Origin of the sequence: Serratia sp. CY83965, from assembly GCF_052166375.1 — a bacterium.
Taxonomy (GTDB): Bacteria; Pseudomonadota; Gammaproteobacteria; order Enterobacterales; family Enterobacteriaceae; genus Serratia; species Serratia marcescens.
The window spans coordinates 171,377-191,905 of sequence record NZ_JBJNOV010000016.1; the positions used below are offsets into that span (position 1 = coordinate 171,377).

19 protein-coding genes are annotated in these 20,529 nt (G+C 60.3%); 8 read left to right on the forward strand and 11 right to left on the reverse strand.

From position 1 onward, the window contains the following. Positions 1-85: 85 nt before the first annotated feature. The 3 genes from ACJ8PL_RS22215 to ppk1 all read right to left on the reverse strand — a co-directional run bounded on the left by ACJ8PL_RS22215 (position 86) and on the right by ppk1 (position 4,074). On the reverse strand, positions 86-268 hold the full coding sequence (locus tag ACJ8PL_RS22215) for a YfgG family protein (protein ID WP_004941600.1): 183 nt from the start codon (positions 266-268) through the stop codon (positions 86-88). A gap of 181 nt (positions 269-449) precedes the next feature. After that, positions 450-2,000 (reverse strand): exopolyphosphatase, encoded by a 1,551-nt coding sequence (gene ppx, locus ACJ8PL_RS22220; RefSeq protein WP_016926719.1) that lies wholly within the window; start codon positions 1,998-2,000, stop codon positions 450-452. A gap of 10 nt (positions 2,001-2,010) precedes the next feature. Further along, positions 2,011-4,074 carry a polyphosphate kinase 1 gene (gene ppk1 / locus ACJ8PL_RS22225; protein WP_016926720.1) on the reverse strand — a complete coding sequence of 688 codons (2,064 nt, stop codon included), beginning with the start codon at positions 4,072-4,074 and terminating at the stop codon, positions 2,011-2,013. A 396-nt stretch (positions 4,075-4,470) separates the two neighbouring features. Here ppk1 and ACJ8PL_RS22230 point away from each other — a divergent pair, with 396 nt between their 5' ends. The 3 genes from ACJ8PL_RS22230 to pstB are packed head-to-tail and all read left to right on the forward strand — an operon-like array spanning position 4,471 to position 9,129. After that, positions 4,471-6,642, forward strand: a complete 2,172-nt coding sequence (locus ACJ8PL_RS22230) for an ABC transporter permease subunit (RefSeq protein ID WP_079452373.1) — start codon at positions 4,471-4,473, stop codon at positions 6,640-6,642. Then, complete coding sequence (gene pstA / locus ACJ8PL_RS22235; protein ID WP_016926722.1) at positions 6,639-8,288, forward strand: phosphate ABC transporter permease PstA; 1,650 nt, start codon at positions 6,639-6,641, stop codon at positions 8,286-8,288. Before ACJ8PL_RS22230 ends, pstA begins: the two co-directional genes overlap by 4 nt. 28 nt (positions 8,289-8,316) lie before the next feature. After that, entirely contained in the window at positions 8,317-9,129 is an 813-nt protein-coding gene (gene pstB / locus ACJ8PL_RS22240; RefSeq protein WP_019452422.1) for a phosphate ABC transporter ATP-binding protein PstB, read from the forward strand. A 280-nt stretch (positions 9,130-9,409) separates the two neighbouring features. Here the strand turns inward: pstB and ACJ8PL_RS22245 are convergent, their stop codons facing one another. The 4 genes from ACJ8PL_RS22245 to purM form a co-directional block, all read right to left on the reverse strand. Beyond that, positions 9,410-9,631 (reverse strand): hypothetical protein, encoded by a 222-nt coding sequence (locus ACJ8PL_RS22245; RefSeq protein ID WP_016926724.1) that lies wholly within the window; start codon positions 9,629-9,631, stop codon positions 9,410-9,412. A 197-nt stretch (positions 9,632-9,828) separates the two neighbouring features. Next, complete coding sequence (speG, locus tag ACJ8PL_RS22250) at positions 9,829-10,380, reverse strand: spermidine N1-acetyltransferase (protein ID WP_028127778.1); 552 nt, start codon at positions 10,378-10,380, stop codon at positions 9,829-9,831. A gap of 113 nt (positions 10,381-10,493) precedes the next feature. Further along, positions 10,494-11,132, reverse strand: a complete 639-nt coding sequence (purN, locus tag ACJ8PL_RS22255; RefSeq protein ID WP_004941635.1) for a phosphoribosylglycinamide formyltransferase — start codon at positions 11,130-11,132, stop codon at positions 10,494-10,496. After that, on the reverse strand, positions 11,132-12,169 hold the full coding sequence (gene purM, locus ACJ8PL_RS22260; protein WP_016926726.1) for a phosphoribosylformylglycinamidine cyclo-ligase: 1,038 nt from the start codon (positions 12,167-12,169) through the stop codon (positions 11,132-11,134). The genes purN and purM overlap by 1 nt, the downstream gene beginning before the upstream one ends. A gap of 255 nt (positions 12,170-12,424) precedes the next feature. On the opposite strand from purM, the gene upp reads away from it, so the two are divergent. Then, on the forward strand, positions 12,425-13,051 hold the full coding sequence (gene upp / locus ACJ8PL_RS22265; protein ID WP_004941642.1) for a uracil phosphoribosyltransferase: 627 nt from the start codon (positions 12,425-12,427) through the stop codon (positions 13,049-13,051). A 207-nt stretch (positions 13,052-13,258) separates the two neighbouring features. Continuing rightward, positions 13,259-14,548, forward strand: coding sequence for a uracil permease (gene uraA, locus ACJ8PL_RS22270; RefSeq protein ID WP_004941645.1), 1,290 nt, complete (start codon positions 13,259-13,261; stop codon positions 14,546-14,548). Between the two features lie 47 nt (positions 14,549-14,595). Here uraA and ACJ8PL_RS22275 read toward each other — a convergent pair whose 3' ends face one another. Together ACJ8PL_RS22275 and ACJ8PL_RS22280 are read right to left on the reverse strand one after the other, a co-directional pair. Further along, positions 14,596-14,844 carry a GlsB/YeaQ/YmgE family stress response membrane protein gene (locus ACJ8PL_RS22275; RefSeq protein ID WP_016926728.1) on the reverse strand — a complete coding sequence of 83 codons (249 nt, stop codon included), beginning with the start codon at positions 14,842-14,844 and terminating at the stop codon, positions 14,596-14,598. Between the two features lie 33 nt (positions 14,845-14,877). Next, positions 14,878-15,393, reverse strand: coding sequence for a hypothetical protein (locus ACJ8PL_RS22280; protein ID WP_016926729.1), 516 nt, complete (start codon positions 15,391-15,393; stop codon positions 14,878-14,880). A gap of 272 nt (positions 15,394-15,665) precedes the next feature. On the opposite strand from ACJ8PL_RS22280, the gene hda reads away from it, so the two are divergent. Beyond that, positions 15,666-16,367 carry a DnaA inactivator Hda gene (gene hda / locus ACJ8PL_RS22285; RefSeq protein ID WP_025159568.1) on the forward strand — a complete coding sequence of 234 codons (702 nt, stop codon included), beginning with the start codon at positions 15,666-15,668 and terminating at the stop codon, positions 16,365-16,367. 48 nt (positions 16,368-16,415) lie between these two features. On the opposite strand, the gene arsC is transcribed toward hda, so the two are convergent. Both arsC and ACJ8PL_RS22295 read right to left on the reverse strand, forming a co-directional pair. Next, positions 16,416-16,769 (reverse strand): arsenate reductase (glutaredoxin), encoded by a 354-nt coding sequence (gene arsC, locus ACJ8PL_RS22290; protein ID WP_284065670.1) that lies wholly within the window; start codon positions 16,767-16,769, stop codon positions 16,416-16,418. Between the two features lie 20 nt (positions 16,770-16,789). Continuing rightward, positions 16,790-18,259, reverse strand: coding sequence for a beta-barrel assembly-enhancing protease (locus ACJ8PL_RS22295; RefSeq protein ID WP_004941664.1), 1,470 nt, complete (start codon positions 18,257-18,259; stop codon positions 16,790-16,792). 339 nt (positions 18,260-18,598) lie between these two features. Between ACJ8PL_RS22295 and ACJ8PL_RS22300 the strand changes: the two genes are divergently transcribed. Further along, complete coding sequence (locus tag ACJ8PL_RS22300) at positions 18,599-19,138, forward strand: RrF2 family transcriptional regulator (protein WP_004941666.1); 540 nt, start codon at positions 18,599-18,601, stop codon at positions 19,136-19,138. Positions 19,139-19,298: 160 nt separating this feature from the next. Next, positions 19,299-20,507, forward strand: a complete 1,209-nt coding sequence (locus ACJ8PL_RS22305; RefSeq protein ID WP_079450417.1) for an NAD(P)/FAD-dependent oxidoreductase — start codon at positions 19,299-19,301, stop codon at positions 20,505-20,507. The last annotated feature ends 22 nt before the right edge of the window (positions 20,508-20,529 follow it).

Consider the following 20,529-nt stretch of genomic DNA (forward strand, 5'->3'; position numbering starts at 1 on the left):
CTCGGCGTTCCTGACGCAGGCTCATTAAAAGATAGAGCATAGCGAGTGCCGGCGTCATTTTTATGAAACGGACGGGGCGCGGCGGTTATTCAGAGGAGGCGTCCTGTTGCGGCGCGCTGACTTCGGCGGCGTTTTGCGCAGCGGCCTGCTTTTTTTCCTGATGATGAGGCACCGCCACCACGGCGGCGTACAGCAGTCGGCCGACTAAAATGATAAAGCTGATAAACAACACTATCTTCGTCATCTGTCCGGTGGTTTTCTTGCGCATATATCACCCGGTATGCCGGTGTCCTGTGTTATTCGCTCGAGAATTTGTAACCGGATTTTAGGCGCTGATGACAAAAGTTGTCCATTTTTTTCCGGCGAGCGGCGCGCCGTATTAGGGTTTCGTTTAGGTTGGCGGAGCGGGGGCGGAAAGAAAAACCCCCTGGCTGGCAGGGGGCGGAGGATCAGGCGGAGCGCTGTTCGTCTTGCGAGCCTTCTTCGTCGATCAGCAGCTTCCAGCCGACGACGTCGTTCCAGTAGGCCTGCTCGCGCTCGAAGTCCAGCTGCACCAGGTTGTTCTGCGCCAGGTAGCCGGCCGGGAAGCGCAACGTCCAGTGGTTGTCGTCGGTGGTCAGGCGCAGCGTTTCCGGCGTGGTGGTCGACTGCCGCTGGTTGTTGAGCAGGGTGCTCAGACGCAGCAGCTGGATCAGCGGCAGGTAGTGTTTCTTCTTGAACAGATTGAGGCGCGGCAGCTCTTCCAGCTTGATCGCTTTGCGGTGGAAACGCACCAGCGCCGCCAGCAGCAGCTGCTGTTCCTGGTTGAAGCCGGGCAGGTTGGAGTTTTGCAGAATGTAGGCCGAATGGCGGTGCATGCCGCTGTGGTTGATGCTCAGCCCCACCTCGTGCAGCATGGCGGCCCATTTCAGCAGGGCCTCCAGCTGCGGATGCACCAGCTTGGTGTTTTGCGCCATCCACTGCGAGTAGAGCAGCTCGGTGGTTTCCAGCACCCGCTTGGCCTGTTCGCGGTCGATGTTGTAGTGATCGGCCAGACTTTTGGCGGTGCGGCTGCGGATGTCCTGGTGGCGGAAGCGGCCTTCCATTTCATACAGCACGCCTTCGCGCAGCGCGCCGTCGGACAGGCGCAGATCGCGGATCGCCAGCGCGTCGAACACGCCGCACAGGATAGCCAGCCCCGGCACGAACACCGATTGGCGATCCTCCGACAGCCCCGGCAGGCTCAACGAGCCGAAGCTTTTGAACTGCAGCACCTGTTCGGCGAGCATTTCCAGACGATCCAGGGTGATGAGACCGTCTTTTTCGCCCATCGCCACCAGCACTTCGTGGGCGGCCTTGATGGTGCCCGAGGCGCCCAGCGCGTACTGCCAGCCCTGAATGCGGTACTGCCAGGCCAGCGTTTCCAGCTTCTGCGCCGCCGCCAGCCGCGCGCGGCGGAAGTTGTTTTTGCTGATCTCGCCGCCCGGGAAGAACAGCTGGGCGAAGCTGACGCAGCCCATGCGGCGGCTTTCCGCCAGCAGCGGCTCGAAGTCTTCGCCGATCACCAGCTCGGTCGAGCCGCCGCCGATGTCGATCACCAGCTTGCGGCCCTTCTCCGGTTGGGTGTGTTCCACGCCCATGAAGATCAGACGCGCCTCTTCCTGGCCGGCGATGATTTCGATCGGGTAGGGGATCACTTTGGCGGCGCGCTTGAGGAACACTTCAGCGTTCACCGCCTGACGCAGGGTGTGGGTCCCGACGATGGTGACGTTATCCGCCGGGAAGCCCTGCAGCCGTTCGGCAAACAGCGCCAGGCAGGCCAGGCCGCGTTCTATCGCCTCTTCACTGAGTACGTTGTTGCTGTCCAATCCGTCGGCGAGATGCACCCGCTGTTTTAAACGGCCCAATACCTGTAAGGCGCCGTTGACGACGCGGGCGATCACCATGTGGAAACTGTTCGACCCAAGGTCGATGGCGGCGATTTCCTGCGGTTTGTTCGTTGCAGTGTTTTTTAGCGGCATAGTTGCTGGCCTACTGTCCTGGTTGTTCCAGAGCTTTTAAATACTCGTAAATAGCCACCTGGGCGCGCACTTTGCGGCGGTTGCCGCGCGGCACGTACTGGTTGCTCAGTTCTTTATCCACATAACGGGCCTTGACCGTATCGCTGAACAGGATCTCCAGAATGTCCAGAACGCGCTGTTTCAGCGCCGGATCCAGCAGCGATACCGCCACTTCGATACGGTAATCTATGTTGCGGGTCATCCAGTCGGCGGAGGACAGATACACCCGTTTGTCACCTTTGTTGTCGAAAACGTAAACCCGATCGTGTTCCAAAAAGCGATCGACGATGCTGATCACCTGAATATTGTCGCTGATCCCCGGCAGGTTGGGAATCAGGGAACACATGCCCCGCACCAGCAGACGGATCTTCACGCCGGCGCCGGACGCGGTATATAACCGATCTACCAGCCCTTTATCCACCAGATTATTTATTTTCAACATAATGCCGGCCTGTTCCCCGGCCTGGGCGTTGGCGATTTCGTTGTCAATCAGCTCATACAACTTCAGGCGCGAGTTCTGCGGCGACACCATCAGGTTGTCGAAGGTGACCGGCCGGTAGGGGTTCTCGATAAAGTTGAACACCCGGCGCACCTCGTTGGTGATGCGCGAGTCGGCGGTCAACAGCGAATAGTCGGTGTAGATGCGCGCGGTTTTCTCGTTAAAGTTGCCGGTGCCGATATGAGCATAGCGCACAATTTCATCGCCTTCACGGCGCGAAATCAGGAACAGTTTGGCGTGGATTTTCAGCCCCGGCGCGGAGAAGATCACGTGTACGCCGGCCTCGGTCAGGCGCTTCGCCCAGTGAATGTTGGCCTCTTCGTCGAAGCGCGCCTGCAGTTCGACCACCACCGTGACTTTCTTGCCGTTGTGCGCGGCGTGGATCATCGATTCGATGATGCGCGAATCTTTCGCCACCCGGTAGATGTTGATTTTGATCGCCAGCACGCTCGGATCGAACGACGCCTGGCGCAGCAGCTCCAGCACGTGCTCAAAGGTGTGGTACGGGTAGTAGAGCAGCACGTCCTTTTCGCGAATGGCGTCGAAGCCGTTGCGGAAACCGTCGAACCAGATGTGGCGCAGGCGCGGCAGCGGCTTGTTGACCAGGTTGGCTTTGCCGACGTTCGGGAAGCTGATGAAATCTTTAAAGTTGTGGTAGCGGCCGCCGGCGATCACCGAATCGTAGTTGGAGATGCCCAGCTTGCCGCGCAGCAGCTCCACCATTTCGTTCGGCATGTCGCGCTGATAAACGAAGCGCACCGGCTCGGCGGTGAGGCGCTGTTTCAGGCTGGAGGACATCAGTTCCAGCAGGCTGGATTCCATTTCGGTCACCAGATCGTACTCGGCGTCACGGGTCATCTTCATCGAATAGGCGTTGAGCGCGTCGTAGTCGAAGAAGCCCTTGAAGATATCGTCCAGGCAGTAGCGCAGGATGTTGTCGAGCAGGATCATCGGCTTGCGGCGGCGCGGCGCTTCCGGCGGCAGATTGACGAAGCGCGGCACCTTGTCCGACGGGATCTCCAGCAGCGCATAGTCGGTGCGCGCGCCGCGGATAATCTCCACCGCCAGATAGGTGTAATCGTCTTTCAGGAACTGCACCAGGTTGGTGTCGTGGTTGATCAGGATCGGCGTGATGTGCTGGCGCAGGTGCTGTTTGAAATATTGCCGCAGCCAGATTTGCTGGTTCTCGGACACCTGGCGTTCGTTGATCAGGAAGATCTGGTTGCGCGCCATTTCCAGCAGCAGATCGTTGTACAGACCGTCGAACTCCTGATCGGTTTTCAGCACCTTGGCCTGGATCTTTTTCAGCAGATGGCGTGAGGAACCGGCGGAGCCTTGCTCTTCGCTGATCAGGATGCGCCGTTTGAGATCGGCGAAGCGGACTTTATAGAACTCGTCGAGGTTGTTGGAGTAAATGCCCAGAAAACGCATACGTTCAATCAGGGGATTGCTCTTATCTGCGGCTTCCTGCAACACGCGCTCATTAAAGGATAACCAGCTTAGTTCTTTTTCGATGTAGAGCTTTTCCTGACCCATTGCCACTCCAGTTCAAATTTAGAATAGGATCCGGGACGCAGCGCCCGGATGCCGCTCTAGTGTCCTTCATCATTATTGCGAGAGATTGACAGGAAAGTCCAACATATCCATTGCGTTGGCGCGCGGCGTTTTTCGGCGGCAATAAATTTTCTCAGAGGTGGGGCGCCAGGTGGCGAAATGAACAGCAGGAAATGACGATTAGCAGACTTATTCTTGGTGATATTAAGCGTGTTTACGTTCATTTTTCAGCAATATATCAAAGCCATATTGTCTTTTTGCAGTGTAAAAAACCTGGGTTATGGTGGGTAACTTTGTCATGCAAACGTCATAAAACTGACATAAGATGCCCGGTTATCTTACGGCGCAAGCCCGATTACATCAGCGACAGCGAGACACATGATACAGACGACGGCCAATCAACATCCCCGAGATCGCATGCGCGGGCGCATCGACCGCGGCGTGCAGGCGGCAGTGACCGCCAGCGGGCTGATGGTGCTGATGACGTTGATGCTGATCTTCGTTTATCTGCTGTTTGCGGTGCTGCCGTTGTTCAAACCGGCCTCGCTCGGCCAGGCGCAGCCGCTGCCGCTCACGGTATCGGCCCCGGCGCTGGCGCTGGGCATGGACGTGCAGCAGCGCGTCGGTTATCGCATCGACGCGCAGGGCTCGGGGCAATTTTATCGCCTGACGCCGGCGCCGAGCGGCCAGGCCCAGACGCCGCTGGCGCAGCAGACGCTGTTGGCCAAACCGACGCTGCTCGCGCAGGCCGCCGGCGAGCGCGATCTGTTTGCGTTGGCGCAGGCTGACGGCCGGTTGGTGGTGGCGCGCGCGGATTTCGCCACGGCGGAAAACGGCCGGCCGCAGTGGCAGTTCCCGCTCGGGCAGCAGCCATTGGCGCTGGATCCACAGCGCAAGCCGCTGAAACTGCTGTCGCTGGCGGATGCGCATCGCGGGCAGTATCTGCTGGCCGGAGTGACCGACGATCGGCGGCTGGTGTTCGGCCGCTTCAGCCCCGACCGGCCGCCACAGTTTAGTGAGCGGCCGCTGGAGCACGACGGGGAGCAGCTGGTGCTGACGCCGGATGGCCGCCAGCTTTATCTGCTGACCGGCAACCGGCTGGCGCGTTATCAGATCGACGGCGCACAGGTGCAGCTGCGTGAAACGCGTACCCTTGGCGAACATGCACCGTATCAGATGACGGCGCTGCCCGGCGGCAGCGCGCTGCTGATCAAGGGCGCCGACGGCAACCTGCGCGAGTGGTTCGAGGTGGAAAAAGATCGGCGCTGGCGCCTGACGCCGGTGCAGCATTTCGACCACGGCGCCGACGGGCAGGAGCTGACGGTGGCTGAACCTTATCGCCGGGTGTTCGCCACCCTGCGGCCCGATGGCGGCTTCTCGCTGTTCTCCGCCATTCAACCGCAGCCGCTGCTGAATACCCGTTTGGGCGCCGAGGTGCGGCAGATGGCGTTCGCGCCGCGCGGCGATGGCCTGCTGTTGGAGAGCGCGCAGGGCTGGCAGCGCTATGCGCTCGACAACCCGTATCCGGACGTCACCTGGCGTTCGTTGTGGGGCAAGGTGTGGTATGAGAACTACCCGCAGCCGGCCTATGTCTGGCAGTCCACCTCCGGCGAAGACAGTTACCAACCTAAATTCAGCCTGATGCCGGTGATCTTCGGCACCTTTAAGGCGGCGGCTTACGCGATGCTGTTCGCCATCCCGCTGGCCTTGGCCGGCGCCATCTATACCGCTTACTTTATGACGCCGGGGCTGCGGCGGGTGATCAAACCGGCTATCGAAGTGATGGGCGCGCTGCCGACGGTGGTGATCGGGCTGGTGGCCGGCATTTGGCTGGCGCCGATCATCGAGCAGTATCTGTTGGCGGTGCTGGCGTTGCCGCTGCTGTTGGCGGCGGCGGTGTTGCTGTGCGGCGCGTTGACCCATCGCTTTATGCCGCGCTGCCGGCCGGGCGTCGATCTGCTGTTGCTATTACCGCTGCTGGTGTTGACGGTGTGGCTGGCGCTCAGCCTGGGGCCGCGGCTGGAGGTGGCGTTGTTCGGTGAGCCGCTGCATTTCTGGCTGGGGGATAATTATGATCAGCGCAATGCGCTGGTGGTGGGCGTGGCGATGGGCTTCGCGCTGGTGCCGATCATCTTCTCGCTGGCGGAGGACGCGCTGTTCAGCGTGCCGGCGACCCTGAGCCAGGGCTCTTTGGCGCTGGGCGCCACCCAGTGGCAGACGGTGATCAAGGTGGTGCTGCCATCCGCCAGCGCCGGCATTTTCTCCGCGCTGATGATCGGCTTTGGCCGCGCGGTGGGGGAAACCATGATCGTGCTGATGGCCACCGGCAACACGCCGATTATCGACGGCAGCCTGTTCCAGGGGCTGCGCGCGCTGGCGGCCAACATCGCCATTGAAATGCCGGAGGCGGTCTCCGGCAGCAGCCATTACCGCGTGCTGTTCCTGACCGCGCTGGTGCTGTTTGTCTTCACCTTCGTGTTCAACACGCTGGCGGAGGCGGTGCGCCTGCGGTTGCGCAAGCGTTACACGCCGAATCAGGAGGCGCCATGAAGAGCTGGGTGAAGAGCGGGTCGCCGTGGATATGGCTGACCGCCGGTTCGGTGGCCGTCAGCCTGCTGGCGCTGATCGGCATTCTGTTGCTGCTGGCCGGGCAGGGGATGCGCTATTTCTGGCCGAGCCCGGTTTATCAGTTCGAACTGAATCAGAACGGCGCCGGGCCGGTGACGGTGATCGGTGAGTTGTACCAGCAACAAAGTATTTCCCGGCGCCAGCTGGCCGAGGCGGGCGTCACGCCGCCGGGCGAGGCGCAGAGCGTCGAACGCTATCTGATTAAGGTCGGCAACCGCGAGCGCGAGGGGCAGGATTTCCGCACGCTGCTGGCCAGAGACATCCGCAGCCAAAGCACGCCGCGCAGCCTGCTGGTGCTGGAGCGTGATAGCCACGGCACCGCCTACGGCTATCTGGCAGGGCTGCTGGAGGATGGGCAACCGCTGACCGGCCGCAATCTGGGGCAGGCGCTGCAGCAGCGGCTGCCGCAAATCGCCGCGCTCTCGCGCCAGGCGCACGACATTCAATTCCGCGACATGGCGCGCATCAATCAGCAGTTTGACGCGCTGCGGCTGCGGGAAAAGCGCCTGCAGCGCGACGATAAGCTGGACGCCCGCGCGCAGGACGCCATCAAGGCCGAACGGCTGGAGCTGCAGCGGCAGTATCAGCTGCTGTCCGAACGTCTGGCGGGGCTGAACCGCGATCGCCAGCGCGACGCGCTGCTGCTGCGCGACATGCACGGGCAGACGTTGACCATTCCGCTCAGTCAGGTGCGCGATGCCTGGTACCCGAACGCCATGAACACCGCCGAGAAGCTGGCGCACTGGGGCGAGCAGGTGAAGAAGTTCCTCACCGACAGCCCGCGCGAAGCGAATACAGAAGGCGGGGTGTTCCCGGCCATTTTCGGCACGGTGTTGATGGTGATCCTGATGTCGATCGTGGTGATGCCGTTTGGCGTGATCGCGGCGGTATATCTGCACGAGTATGCCGGCAACAATCTGCTGACGCGGGTGATCCGCATCGCGGTGGTCAACCTGGCCGGCGTGCCCTCGATCGTCTACGGCGTCTTCGGCCTCGGCTTCTTCGTTTATATGATCGGCGGCACGCTCGATCAGCTGTTCTATCCTGAATCCTTGCCCAACCCGACTTTCGGCACGCCCGGCGTGCTGTGGGCGGCGCTGACGCTGGCGCTGCTGACGCTGCCGGTGGTGATCGTCGCCACCGAGGAAGGGCTGTCGCGCATTCCCACCTCGCTGCGGCAGGGCTCGATGGCGTTGGGCGCCAGCCGGGCCGAGACGCTGTGGCGCATCGTGCTGCCGATGGCGGCGCCGGCGATGATGACCGGCCTGATCCTGGCGGTGGCGCGCGCCGCCGGGGAGACCGCGCCGCTGATGTTGGTGGGGGTCGTGAAATCGGTGCCGGTGCTGCCGGTGGACGAGATTTTCCCGTATCTGCACCTGGAGCGGAAGTTCATGCATTTGAGCTTCCAGATCTACGATATGGCATTCCAGAGCCCGAGCGTAGAGGCGGCGCGGCCGCTGGTGTTCGCCACCGCCTTCCTGCTGGTGACGATCGTGGTGAGTTTGAATCTGGCGGCGATGGGTATCCGCCATTCGTTGAGGGAGCGGTACCGAGCATGGTCGCAGTAACAATGACGCTATTTTTGGGGAGTGCGTAATGGGTTTGATGACGCCAGGCAGTTTGCCCCGGCTGGATGTCCAGCATCTCGACGATGAACAGACCGCACTGGCGGTCAACGGCCTGAACCTGTTTTATGGTGACAAGCAGGTGTTGCACGATATCTCGTTACGTATCCCGAAGCACCGGGTGACGGCTTTGATTGGTCCCTCGGGCTGCGGCAAATCGACGCTGCTGCGCTGTTTCAACCGCATGAACGATCTGGTGGACAACTGCCGCATCGAGGGCGATCTGCAGCTGAACGGCGCGGCGATCTCCGGCGCGCAGATCGACGTGGCGGCGCTGCGGCGGCGGGTGGGCATGGTGTTCCAGCGGCCGAACCCGTTCCCGAAATCGATCTATGAAAACGTGGTGTACGGCCTGCGGCTGCAGGGCGTGCGCGACCGGCGCTTGCTGGATGAAGCGGTGGAGCGTTCGCTGCGCGCCGCCGCGCTGTGGCATGAGGTGAAGGACCGGCTGCGCGAAAATGCGTTCCGCTTGTCCAGCGGCCAGCAGCAGCGCCTGGTGATCGCGCGCGCCATCGCCATCGAGCCGGAAGTATTGCTGCTCGACGAGCCGACCTCGGCGCTCGATCCGATCTCCACGCTGACCATCGAAGAGCTGATTTCCGCACTCAAGCAGCGCTATAGCGTGGTGCTGGTGACGCACAACATGCAGCAGGCGGCGCGCGTCTCCGACTACACCGCCTTTATTCATCAGGGCCGGCTGGTGGAGTACAACGACACCGACGCCATTTTCACCTCGCCGCGCCAGCGCCGCACCGAGGATTATATTACCGGGCGATATGGGTGAGGGATGAGCGACGGAGGTTTTCGCTCCGTCGCCGGCAATGGCCGTTGCAGTCGGCCTGCGTCTGCTGTTTTATTTTACCCGCGCATTAAGCCGGCATGAATTAAGGCATGGCATAAGTCTGATTGCCGGCGAGCTTGTTTTATTCATTTTTCATCATGTGGAATTCAATCCATTCTCTGCAATTTATTATCAACCACAATTATGTTGTCGGTGATGATCAATATAATTGTTCATGTCGATAATGGCTGTGGCGGGCTCGGCGGTGCTGAAATGGTAATCCTTAATGCGCGCGGCCTTTAGCCGAAACCCGCAGCACCAACCCCACCAGCAGCAACGCAGCGCCCGAGGCATAGAGTGGGAACCAGCGCGTCCACCAGAGCGGGGAAAACAGCGGGGTGCTATTGGGATCTGCAGGCGCGTAGCCGCTATAGGTATTCAGGCCGGCGGCGATGGCGAGCATCGCCAGGCCGATAAAAAGCAGCAGGTTTGAGACGGTCGTCATGGCATTTTTCCTTTGTAGAGGCAGAGGGTAATTCTTACTATTAATTATTTTTCGATTAATTATTTCGGTTAAATATTATTTATTTCCGCATTCATCAGGTTATTTCCTGACGATAAAATAGCATCTATTAATACTAGTCGCTTATTTTCCAATAAAAAACCCGCCTGGGCGGGTTTTCTCTTTTTTCTCGCGAATTGTCACTTCACCAGCGGCTTATCGCTTGGCGTTTTGAACTTCGCCAGATATTGCGGCTGGAAGATGCACATGCGCAGCACGGTGCGGTATTCGCCGTTGACGAAGAACTCGTCGATCAGCTCGCCTTCCACGTTGAAGCCCAGCTTGCTGTAGATGTGGATCGCCTTCGGGTTCTCCTTATCGACGATCAGGTACAGCTTGTACAGGTTCAGCACCGAGAAACCGTAGTCCATCGCCAGGCGGGCGGCGGTGCTGGCATAGCCTTTGCCCTGGTGGGCGGGATCGATGATGATCTGGAACTCAGCGCGGCGGTGGATGTGATCGATCTCCACCAGCTCTACCAGGCCGACCTTGGCGCCTTCGTGCTCGATGATAAAACGGCGCTCGCTCTGATCATGGATGTGTTTGTCGTAGAGATCGGAAAGCTCGACAAAGGCTTCGTAGGGTTCTTCAAACCAATAGCGCATGACGCTGGCGTTGTTGTCCATCTGGTGGACGAACGACAGATCGTCCCGTTCCAATGGGCGTAACCTGACGCTGGCAGTGCTGGACATGTGGGCTCCTCTGTGCCGTGAAATTGTGCAAAGTATAACTTCACAGAATGGATGAAGGCGAAAAAAAACGGCGCCGCGTGGGCGCCGTTTAGGCAAGGTTCAGGCTGCGCGCATCAGTCGGCGGCGTGACCCTGCTCAGGCAGGCGTTCGCCGTCCAGCCAGGCGGCGCCGTCGCGCATCGCCAGGCGGCCGTCGACGAACCAGCTCACCACCAGCGGATAGATCGTGTGTTCCTGGGTTTGTACCCGTTCAACCACGTCATCCTCTTCGTCGTCAGCGAAAATCGGCACCTTGGCCTGCAAGATCACCGGGCCGCCGTCGAGCTGTTCGGTCACGAAGTGCACCGAGGTGCCGTGTTCGCTGTCGCCGTTGTCAATGGCCTGACGGTGGGTATGCAGCCCCGGGTATTTCGGCAGCAGGGAAGGGTGGATGTTCAGCATGCGGCCGGCATAGCGCTGCACGAACTGCGGGCTGAGGATGCGCATGTAGCCGGCCAGCACCACCAGATCGGGCTGGTACTGGTCGATGGCGTCCGCCAACGCGGCGTCGAACGCCGTGCGATCGGCGTAGGCCTTGGCATCCAGCGCTTGGGCGGCGATGCCCGCCGCTTCGGCGCGTTGCAGGCCATAAGCCTGCGCCTTGTTGCTGAACACCGCCACGATTTCGGCGGCGATGCGGCCCTGCTGGCAGGCGTCAATCAGCGCCTGGAGATTGCTCCCCTGGCCGGAGACCAACACCACGATCTTTTTCATCAGTTGATGACCACTTGTTGTTCGTCGGAAGAGGCGGTCAGTTTACCGATTTTCCACGCTTTTTCACCTGCCGCGGTCAGCAGCGCGATGGCCGCCTCCACTTCGGCTTCCGGCAGGGCGATGACCATGCCTACGCCGCAGTTGAAGGTGCGGTACATTTCATGACGGCTGACGTTGCCGGCCTGCTGCAGCCAGGTGAACACCGCCGGCCACTGCCAGCTGGCTTCGTCGATCACCGCCTGCATGCCTTCCGGCAGCACGCGCGGAATGTTTTCCCAGAAGCCACCGCCGGTGAGGTGAGCGATGGCGTGTACGTCAACCTTCTCGATCAGCTCCAGCACGGACTTCACGTAAATTTTGGTCGGCGCCAGCAGGTGGTCGGCCAGCGGCTTGCCTTCCAGCTGAGTGGCGGTCGGATCGGTGTTGCTCACTTCCAGGATCTTGCGCACCAGCGAGTAGCCGTTGGAGTGCGGGCCGGAAGCGCCCAGGGCGATCAGCGCATCGCCGGACTGCACTTTGCTGCCGTCGATGATCTCGGATTTTTCGACCACGCCGACGCAGAAACCGGCCACGTCGTAGTCTTCGCCGTGGTACATGCCCGGCATTTCAGCGGTTTCGCCGCCGACCAGCGCACAGCCGGACTGCTTGCAGCCTTCGGCGATGCCGGTGATCACGCTGGCCGCGGTGTCCACATCCAGCTTGCCGGTGGCGTAGTAGTCGAGGAAGAACAGCGGCTCGGCGCCCTGAACCACCAGATCGTTGACGCACATCGCCACCAGATCGATGCCGATGGTGTCGTGGCGTTTCAAATCCATCGCCAGACGCAGCTTGGTGCCCACGCCGTCGGTACCGGAAACCAGCACCGGCTCGCGGTATTTCTGCGGCAACGCACACAGGGCGCCAAACCCGCCCAGACCGCCCATCACTTCCGGGCGACGGGTCTGTTTAACTACACCTTTGATGCGATCTACCAATGCGTTGCCTGCATCGATATCGACACCTGCGTCTTTATAGCTGAGAGAGGTTTTGTCGGTCACTGCGCGATTCCCCACGACGGTTTGCGGTTTGAAAACTGTGCTTCCGATGTTGATTCCGGAATAAGGCGCGGCAATTCTAACAGCGCAGGCAAACGTTTGCGAGCGGCTTGTGAACCGGCTCCGCTTTTTCGTCATCTATACTGATATTCAAACTTTTGTTGATCCCGATCGGGCTATTGTGGGTGGCGCGGCGAAAAAAAGGAGGTATAATCCCGCGATTTTTTTGGCCGCAACCACCTTAATAGGAGAAAAATGATGAAGATCGTTGAGGTGAAACACCCGCTGGTAAAACACAAGCTTGGCCTGATGCGCGAAAATGACATCAGCACCAAACGCTTCCGTGAGCTGGCCTCAGAAGTGGGTAGTTTACTGACCTATGAAGCGACCGCCGATCTGGAGACGGAAAAAGTCACCATCGAAGGCTGGTGCGGGCCAGTTGAAGTGGATCAGATCAAAGGGAAAAAGATTACCGTAGTGCCAATCCTGCGCGCAGGTCTGGGCATGATGGAAGGGGTGCTGGAGCACGTGCCGAGCGCGCGCATCAGCGTGGTGGGCGTATACCGCGACGAAGAAACCCTGGAGCCGGTGCCGTACTTCCAGAAACTGGTTTCCAACATCGAAGAGCGCATGGCGCTGGTCGTCGACCCGATGCTGGCCACCGGCGGTTCGATGATCGCCACTATCGATCTGCTGAAGAAAGCCGGCTGCCACAGCATCAAGGTGCTGGTCCTGGTCGCGGCGCCGGAAGGCATCGCCGCGCTGGAGAAAGCGCATCCGGACGTTGAGCTGTACACTGCCTCCATCGATCAGTGTCTGAACGACAAGGGCTACATCGTGCCGGGCCTGGGCGATGCGGGCGACAAGATATTTGGTACCAAGTAAACATTTGAGCCGACTTAACGAGTCGGCTTTTTTATGCTCTTCGTCTTTCAAGCTACAGCGTTGTTGGCTGCAGGCAATAACCCCAGTCACTTATTTGATATAAGCTTCTGGGGATTATTGCCCTGGCCGCCTGGCTGTAACTTGAAATCCATTGAGCATAGACAATTCAGCTTGCATAACGATTAATGACTCAGAGGAAAAGCACCCATGACCCGTCGCGCCATCGGCGTCAGCGAGCGCCCGCCGCTGCTCCAGACCATTCCGCTCAGCTTCCAGCACCTGTTCGCCATGTTCGGCGCCACCGTGCTGGTGCCTATCCTGTTCAAGATCAACCCGGCGACCGTGCTGTTGTTCAACGGCATCGGCACGCTGCTGTATCTGTTCATCTGTAAAGGCAAGATCCCGGCCTACCTCGGTTCCAGTTTCGCGTTTATCTCGCCGGTGTTGCTGCTGTTGCCGCTCGGTTACGAAGTGGCGTTGGGCGGTTTCATCATGTGCGGCGTGCTGTTCTGCCTGGTGGCGCTGATCGTGAAAAAGGCCGGCACCGGTTGGCTGGACGTGATGTTCCCGCCGGCGGCGATGGGGGCGATCGTCGCCGTCATCGGCCTGGAGCTGGCGGGCGTGGCGGCCAACATGGCGGGCCTGCTGCCGGCGGAAGGCGCCAGCGCCGACTCGACCACCATCACCATTTCGCTGGTGACGCTGGCGGTCACGGTGCTCGGCTCGGTGCTGTTCCGCGGCTTCCTGGCGATTATCCCGATCCTGATCGGCGTGCTGGTGGGCTATGCGCTGTCGTTCTTCATGGGCGTGGTGGATTTGACTCCGATCCGCGAGGCGCACTGGTTCGCGCTGCCGACCTTTTACACCCCGCGCTTTGAGTGGTTCGCCATCTTCACCATTCTGCCGGCGGCGCTGGTGGTGATCGCCGAGCACGTCGGCCACCTGGTGGTGACCGCCAACATCGTGAAGAAAGACCTGATCCGCGATCCGGGCCTGCACCGCTCGATGTTCGCCAACGGCATCTCGACGGTATTCTCGGGCTTCTTCGGCTCCACGCCGAACACTACCTACGGCGAGAACATCGGCGTGATGGCCATCACCAAGGTCTACAGCACCTGGGTGATCGGCGGCGCGGCGGTGCTGGCGATCCTGCTGTCCTGCATCGGCAAGCTGGCGGCGGCGATCCAGGCGGTGCCGGTGCCGGTGATGGGCGGCGTTTCCCTGCTGCTGTACGGCGTGATCGGCGCCTCGGGCATTCGCGTGCTGATCGAATCCAAAGTGGATTACAACAAAGCGCAAAACCTGATTTTAACCTCGGTGATCCTGATTATCGGCGTGAGCGGCGCCAAGGTGCATATCGGCGCGGCGGAGCTGAAAGGCATGGCGCTGGCGACCATCGTCGGCATTGGCTTGAGCCTGCTGTTCAAGGTCATCAGCCTGTTCCGCAAGGAAGAAGAGGTGCTCGACGCGCCGGACGAACCGGCGGAGCAGAAGTAACGAAAAGGGCAGCCCAAGGGCTGCCCTTTTGACTTATGGCATTCGCCTTAGCTGCGAATTTTGCGGTACACGAACAGCACCACGATGGCGCCGATAACCGCCACCACGAAGCTGCCGAAGTTGAAGCCGTCAACCTTGCCGTAGCCGAAGAAGGTGCTGATATAGCCGCCGACCACGGCGCCGATGATCCCCAGCACGACGGTCAGAATAAAGCCGCCGCCGTCTTTGCCGGGCATGATCCACTTAGCCAAAATACCGGCGATCAGGCCGAAGATAATCCAGGAAATAATCCCCATTTACTGCTCCTTTCTTTTGTGGCTGAGAATAGCTTACTGCTGGGTGGCCGGCTGAGTATTGCCGTTCACCGCCGCATCGGTTTCTTGTTTCAACTCTTGCGCTTTGTTTTCGGCGCTGTTCTTGATGGCTTCGGTCTTCGCCTTGGCCTGCTCGGTCAAATCGTTGGCGCCGTTGATGGCGTCGTTTTTGATGGCCTTGGCCTGATCCACCAACTGCTGGCTCTGTTTGCCTGCGTCGTCTTTGATCGCGGCGGCTTTGGCCTTGGCGTCGTTGGTGATGGCGTCCGCCTGCTTGGCGGCGTCTTCTTTAATCGCCGAAGCTTTGTCTTTCAGCTGATCCGCCTGAGTGGCGGCCTCTTTTTTGATTTCATCCGCCGTCGCTTTCGCCTTGTCTGTCAGATCGTCCGCTTTTTTCTGGGCGGCGTCTTTCATCTGCTCGGCGCTGTCTTTGGCTTTATCCAGGTTGGCGTCAACCTTGGACGAGTCATCACAGCCGGCAACCAACAACCCGATAAAGGAGGCCAACAGCACTTTATTCCATACTTTCATCGTCTATATCCTTGCAGAAACCTTGTTGATGGTGATTGCGTTTAGCCTACCTATACTAGGCCAGATTTGGCTTAAATGACAAATTTAACCTGCGCAGGCATGGGGTTAGGGAATTAACTCGGATAATTCTTGCCTTGGCGGGGGCCGCAGCCAATCAAGCGGCGCTTAGGCATTGTTCACTATTGCGGCATAAGATCCAGCCGGTTCAACAGCGCCCGTTTTCTGTGTTAAACTGCCCACGTTTTTCTGCCAGTTTTGGTTGAGGTGCTTCTCTGAATACGCCGGCACAGCTTTCACTGCCACTTTATCTTCCCGATGATGAAACTTTCGCCAGTTTTTATCCGGGCGAGAACCCATCCCTATTAGCCGCGATCCAATCCGCCGTCCGTCAGGAACATGGCAGCTATATCTATTTTTGGTCGCGTGAAGGCGGCGGGCGCAGCCATTTGCTGCATGCGGCCTGCGCCGAGCTTTCGCAGAAGGGGGAAGCGGTGGGCTATGTGCCGCTCGACAAGCGCGCTTACTTCGTGCCTGAAGTGTTGGACGGCATGGAACAGCTGGCGCTGGTCTGCATCGACAATATCGAATGCATCGCCGGCGACGAAGAGTGGGAGATGGCGATCTTCAACCTTTACAACCGCATCCTGGAAACCGGCCGCACCCGTTTGTTCATCACCGGGGATCGCCCGCCGCGTCAGCTGAACCTGCGTTTGCCGGATCTGGCTTCGCGTCTGGACTGGGGGCAGATCTACAAGCTGCAGCCGCTGTCGGACGAAGAGAAGCTGCTGGCGCTGCAGCTGCGCGGCAAACTGCGCGGCTTCGAGCTGCCGGAAGACGTGGGCCGCTTCCTGCTGAAACGGCTGGATCGCGAGATGCGCACGCTGTTTATGACTCTCGATCAGCTCGATCGCGCCTCGATCACTGCCCAACGCAAGCTCACCATTCCGTTCGTTAAAGAAATTCTGGGGCTGTAGCCGCTACCGTAAAAGAAAGGGCGCAATAGTCCGCGCCCGAATTCGAATTTACAAAATCTCCAGCACCTGCTCCGGCGGCCGGCCGATGCGCGCCTTGCTGCCTTTCACCACGATGGGGCGTTCGATCAGTTTCGGGTTCGCCGTCATCGCCGCCAACAGTTGCTCTTCGCTCAGGCTGTCATCCGCCAGCTTCAATTCCTTATACAGATCTTCTTTTTTGCGCATCAGATCGCGCGCCGATGTGAAGCCCAGTTCCTTCAACAGCTTTTTCAGCTCATCGACCGTAGGGGGCATATCGAGGTACAGCACCACCTTCGGATCGACGCCGTGCTGTTCCAGCAGCGCCAGGGTTTCACGGCTCTTGGAGCAGCGTGGGTTGTGGTAAATTGTGACGTTTTTCATGGCGTTCATTCCTTGTTGAATCAGCTGCGCTGGTATTGGCGGAAGCGCTGTTGCAGTTGGCGCAGCTGGTCGATGCGCGCATCGTAACGCGCCTGTTTCAGGCTGCCGAGTTTTTGCAGCGAGCTGGCATTGCTGAGCAGGCCGATGGCCTGATCGAGCCGGCCGGTCAGCGCCAGGCTTTCGGCGCGGGCCGACAGCTCTTCATCGCGCAGCCCCTGAGCGGCGCTGGCTTGCGCCAGCAGATCCCAGCCGTTCGGATCGTCCGGATGGGCAAAGGTGTAGCGGTTCAGGATCTTCGACGCCTGCGCCGGTTGGTTGCCTTCGACATAGGCGTTGGCCAGGTTGAGCTGCAGCACCGGGTTGTTGTTCTGGGCGGCATTGGCCGCCTGCAGGCGTGCGATCGCCTGCGGCGCGCGTTTCTGGCCGAGATCGATGTCGGTCATCAGGTCGATCAGCCAGACGTTTTTCGCATCCTGCGCCAGCATCGGCTGAATGATGTTGCGCGCGTCGTCGTATTTTTTCGCTTCATAGAACAGAATGGCGCGGCCGTATTTGGCGGCCGCCTGTTCGCGCACGTTGCCCTTGCTGAGCGAGCCGAGCAGCTCTTCGTTCAGGCCATAGCCTTCCGAACTGTACATGCCCAGTGCGCGCACCTTGGCCATCAGGTAATCCTGCGAAGACTGCACGATGTGTTTCGGCATCTGGTTGGCGCGGTTGCGCGCGTCTGAGAGGCGGCTGTCCGGCAACGGGTGCGTCAGCAGCATTTCCGGCGGCTTGGAGGCGTAGCGCGACTGATCCGAGAGTTTCTGCAGGAAGTCGGGCATGGCTTCCGGATCGAAACCGGCGCGTTGCAGCACCTGAATGCCGATGCGGTCGGCTTCCTGTTCATTCGATTGGGTAAAGCTGATCATGCCCTGCTGGGTGCCGGCCATGGTGCCGCTCAGCGCCGCCATGCCCATGGTCGGGTTGGCCATCGCCAGCAGAATGGAACCGAGCGCGCCCACCCAGGTCAGCGGGGCGTTGCGCTGTTGATCTTCCATTGCGCGCGCCAGGTGGCGCTGGGTGACGTGCGAGATTTCGTGCGCCAGCACCGAAGCCAGCTGGCTTTCGTTGTCGCTGACGCGGAACAGCGCGGAGTGCAGCACCACGTTGCCGCCGAAGAAGGCGAAGGCGTTGATCTCGTCGTTGCGCACCAGATAGAAATGGAACGGCGTGCGCACCGAATAGGCGCTGGCCACCAGCCGGTTGCCCAGCTGATTGATGTATTGGCTCAGCAGCGGATCGTTGATCAGCGGGGCGCTGGCGCGCAGTTGGCGCACATAGAAATCGCCCATCGCCAGTTCTTGTCCGATGCTCAGGGTGCCGCCGGCGGAGGTGCCCATATCCGGCAACTGGTCCTGGCTTTCCGCCTGTGCTGGCGCCAGGGCGGTGGCGTTCAGCGTGCTGAGCAGCAGCACCGCTAACGCGGTTTTGGTCAACCGGTTGGTCATAGTCAGGCGTTTCCCTTAAATAATCATTTCTAAGACGTCAGCAGCAGACAAGAGTTCTTTATTCCCGCGGCGCAATCCGCGCGAAAGTGCGGCGGCTCACAAACCGCGGCGGCGGCACCCATCACATCATAGTCAGCCGCAGGCGACAAGGAAACGTTAGCCAAGCGCGAATCGAGCAAAAAAGTTTTATTTTTCATTTTGAAGGGCGCTTTTTTGTCGCTGGCGACATGCATTTTTAATAAAACACAGACAAGCTTAGTCTGTGTTTTATTGACAAGATAAACGCAGACTCATATAGTCTGCGTTATTGAAGATTCACTGACGGTCGAAAACGGACATATGGCGTACATCACAACCAGCGTTGAATATGGCATTCACTGCCTGCTGTGGCTGGTCGGCGATAACCAGCGCGCGCTCAGCAGCCGCGAACTCGCCGAGCTGCAAGGCATCTCCCCCAGCTTTCTCGCCAAGATTTTTCCCAAGCTGGAAAAGGCGGGGATCGTCGCCGCCAGCGAAGGGGTGCGCGGCGGTTACCGGCTGGCCCGTCCGGCGGATGAGATCAGTTTTCTGGAAATTATCGACGCCATCGAGGGGCACAAGCCGCTGTTCGATTGCCAAGAGGTGCGCGGGCGCTGTGCGGTGTTCGATGATTCCCCGCCGGATTGGGCGGTCTCCGGCAAATGCGCTATCCATGCGGTGATGCTGCAGGCGGAGAAGGCGATGCGCGATGCGCTGGCGGCGCAGACCCTCGGCGCCGTCGCCGCCCGTTTTGGCCGCAAAGCGCCGCAGGGCTTTTTCGGCGAGGTCAACCTCTGGCTCGACGAGCGCATGACGGAACGCACCGCGCGCAGCGGCAAAACGGCGCGCGCCAAGACCTAATCGCCGCCTTTCCTTAAAGCGAAACACACTTTTTCCCGCCTCTTCGGAAGGGGCGGGCGGGTCTTCTGCACCCTGTTACGGGAGCGGAACGGCATCGTTCATCCGAAAAAACTGCGGGCAGCCTTGTCGCCCGGTTAACCCTGTATGAAGGAGTCATCCCATGACGCAGAAAATAGTGATTGCCGGTTCCGGTTTTGCCGGTTTTTGGGCCGCCGTGTCCGCCATGCGCGCCATTACCCTTGCCGGTAAGCATGACGATATCGAGGTGCTCATGGTTTCACCGACGCCAACCGTTACCATCCGGCCGCGCCTGTATGAAGCCGTGTTGGAAAACATGAACCCGGACATTTCCGCGCAGCTTGCCGTAGTCGGTGTGCGCCACCTGGCCGGGACGGTAGAGCGTATCGATGCCGCTGCTAAAACGCTCACGGTGGCGCCGGCGGCGGGGGAACCCCTGGAGTTGGCCTACGATCGTTTGGTGTGGGCCACCGGCAGTCGGCTGTCCGTGCCTGCGGTGCCGGGCTTTGCCGAATACGGCTTCAACGTCGATACGCTGGAAAGCGCGCAGCGTTTGGATGCCCATATTAAAGCGCTGGCGGCCAAACCGTCGACGCCGGCGCGCAACACCGCCGTGGTGGTGGGGGCGGGGCTGACCGGCCTGGAGAGTGCAGCAGAGATGCCGCAACGGCTGCGTGATGCGCTGGGCAAAGACGAGAACGTGCGCGTGGTGATCGTCGATAGCGCGCCGGAAGTGGGCGCCGGAATGGGCGCGGAGCCGGGGGCGGTGATTCGCCAGGCGCTGGCGGAGTGCGGTGTGGAAGCGCGGGCCGGCCTGCGCGTCTCGGCCATCGACGCTGAGGGAGTGATGCTGTCGAACGGTGAGCGCATCGCCGCCAACACGGTGATCCTGGCGGCGGGCGTGCGTGCACACCCGCTGACCGAGCAAATCCCCGGCGAGCGCGACGGCAGCGGCCGGGTGATCGGCGACGCCTTCCTGCGCGCGCCGGCGGCGGCGGGCATTTTCGTGACCGGCGATACGGTGAAGGCGGCGACCGACGATCTCGGTAACCACAACCTGATGACCTGCCAGCATGCGCTGAGCCTTGGCCGCGTGGCCGGCCACAATGCGGCGGCGGAGCTGGCGGGGTTGCCGACGCACCCGTACAGCCAGCCGAAGTATGTGACCTGTCTGGATCTGGGCCCCTGGGGGGCGCTGTATACCGAAGGCTGGGAGCGCCAGGTGCGCTTTACCCGTCAGGCAGGCAAAAAGATTAAGCAGGAGATCAACACGCAGTGGATTTATCCACCGGCGGCGGATCGCGAGGCGCTGTTCGCCATCGCCAATCCGGATTTCGTGATTGTGCCTTAAGGTCGTCAAAACGGGAGCGGCA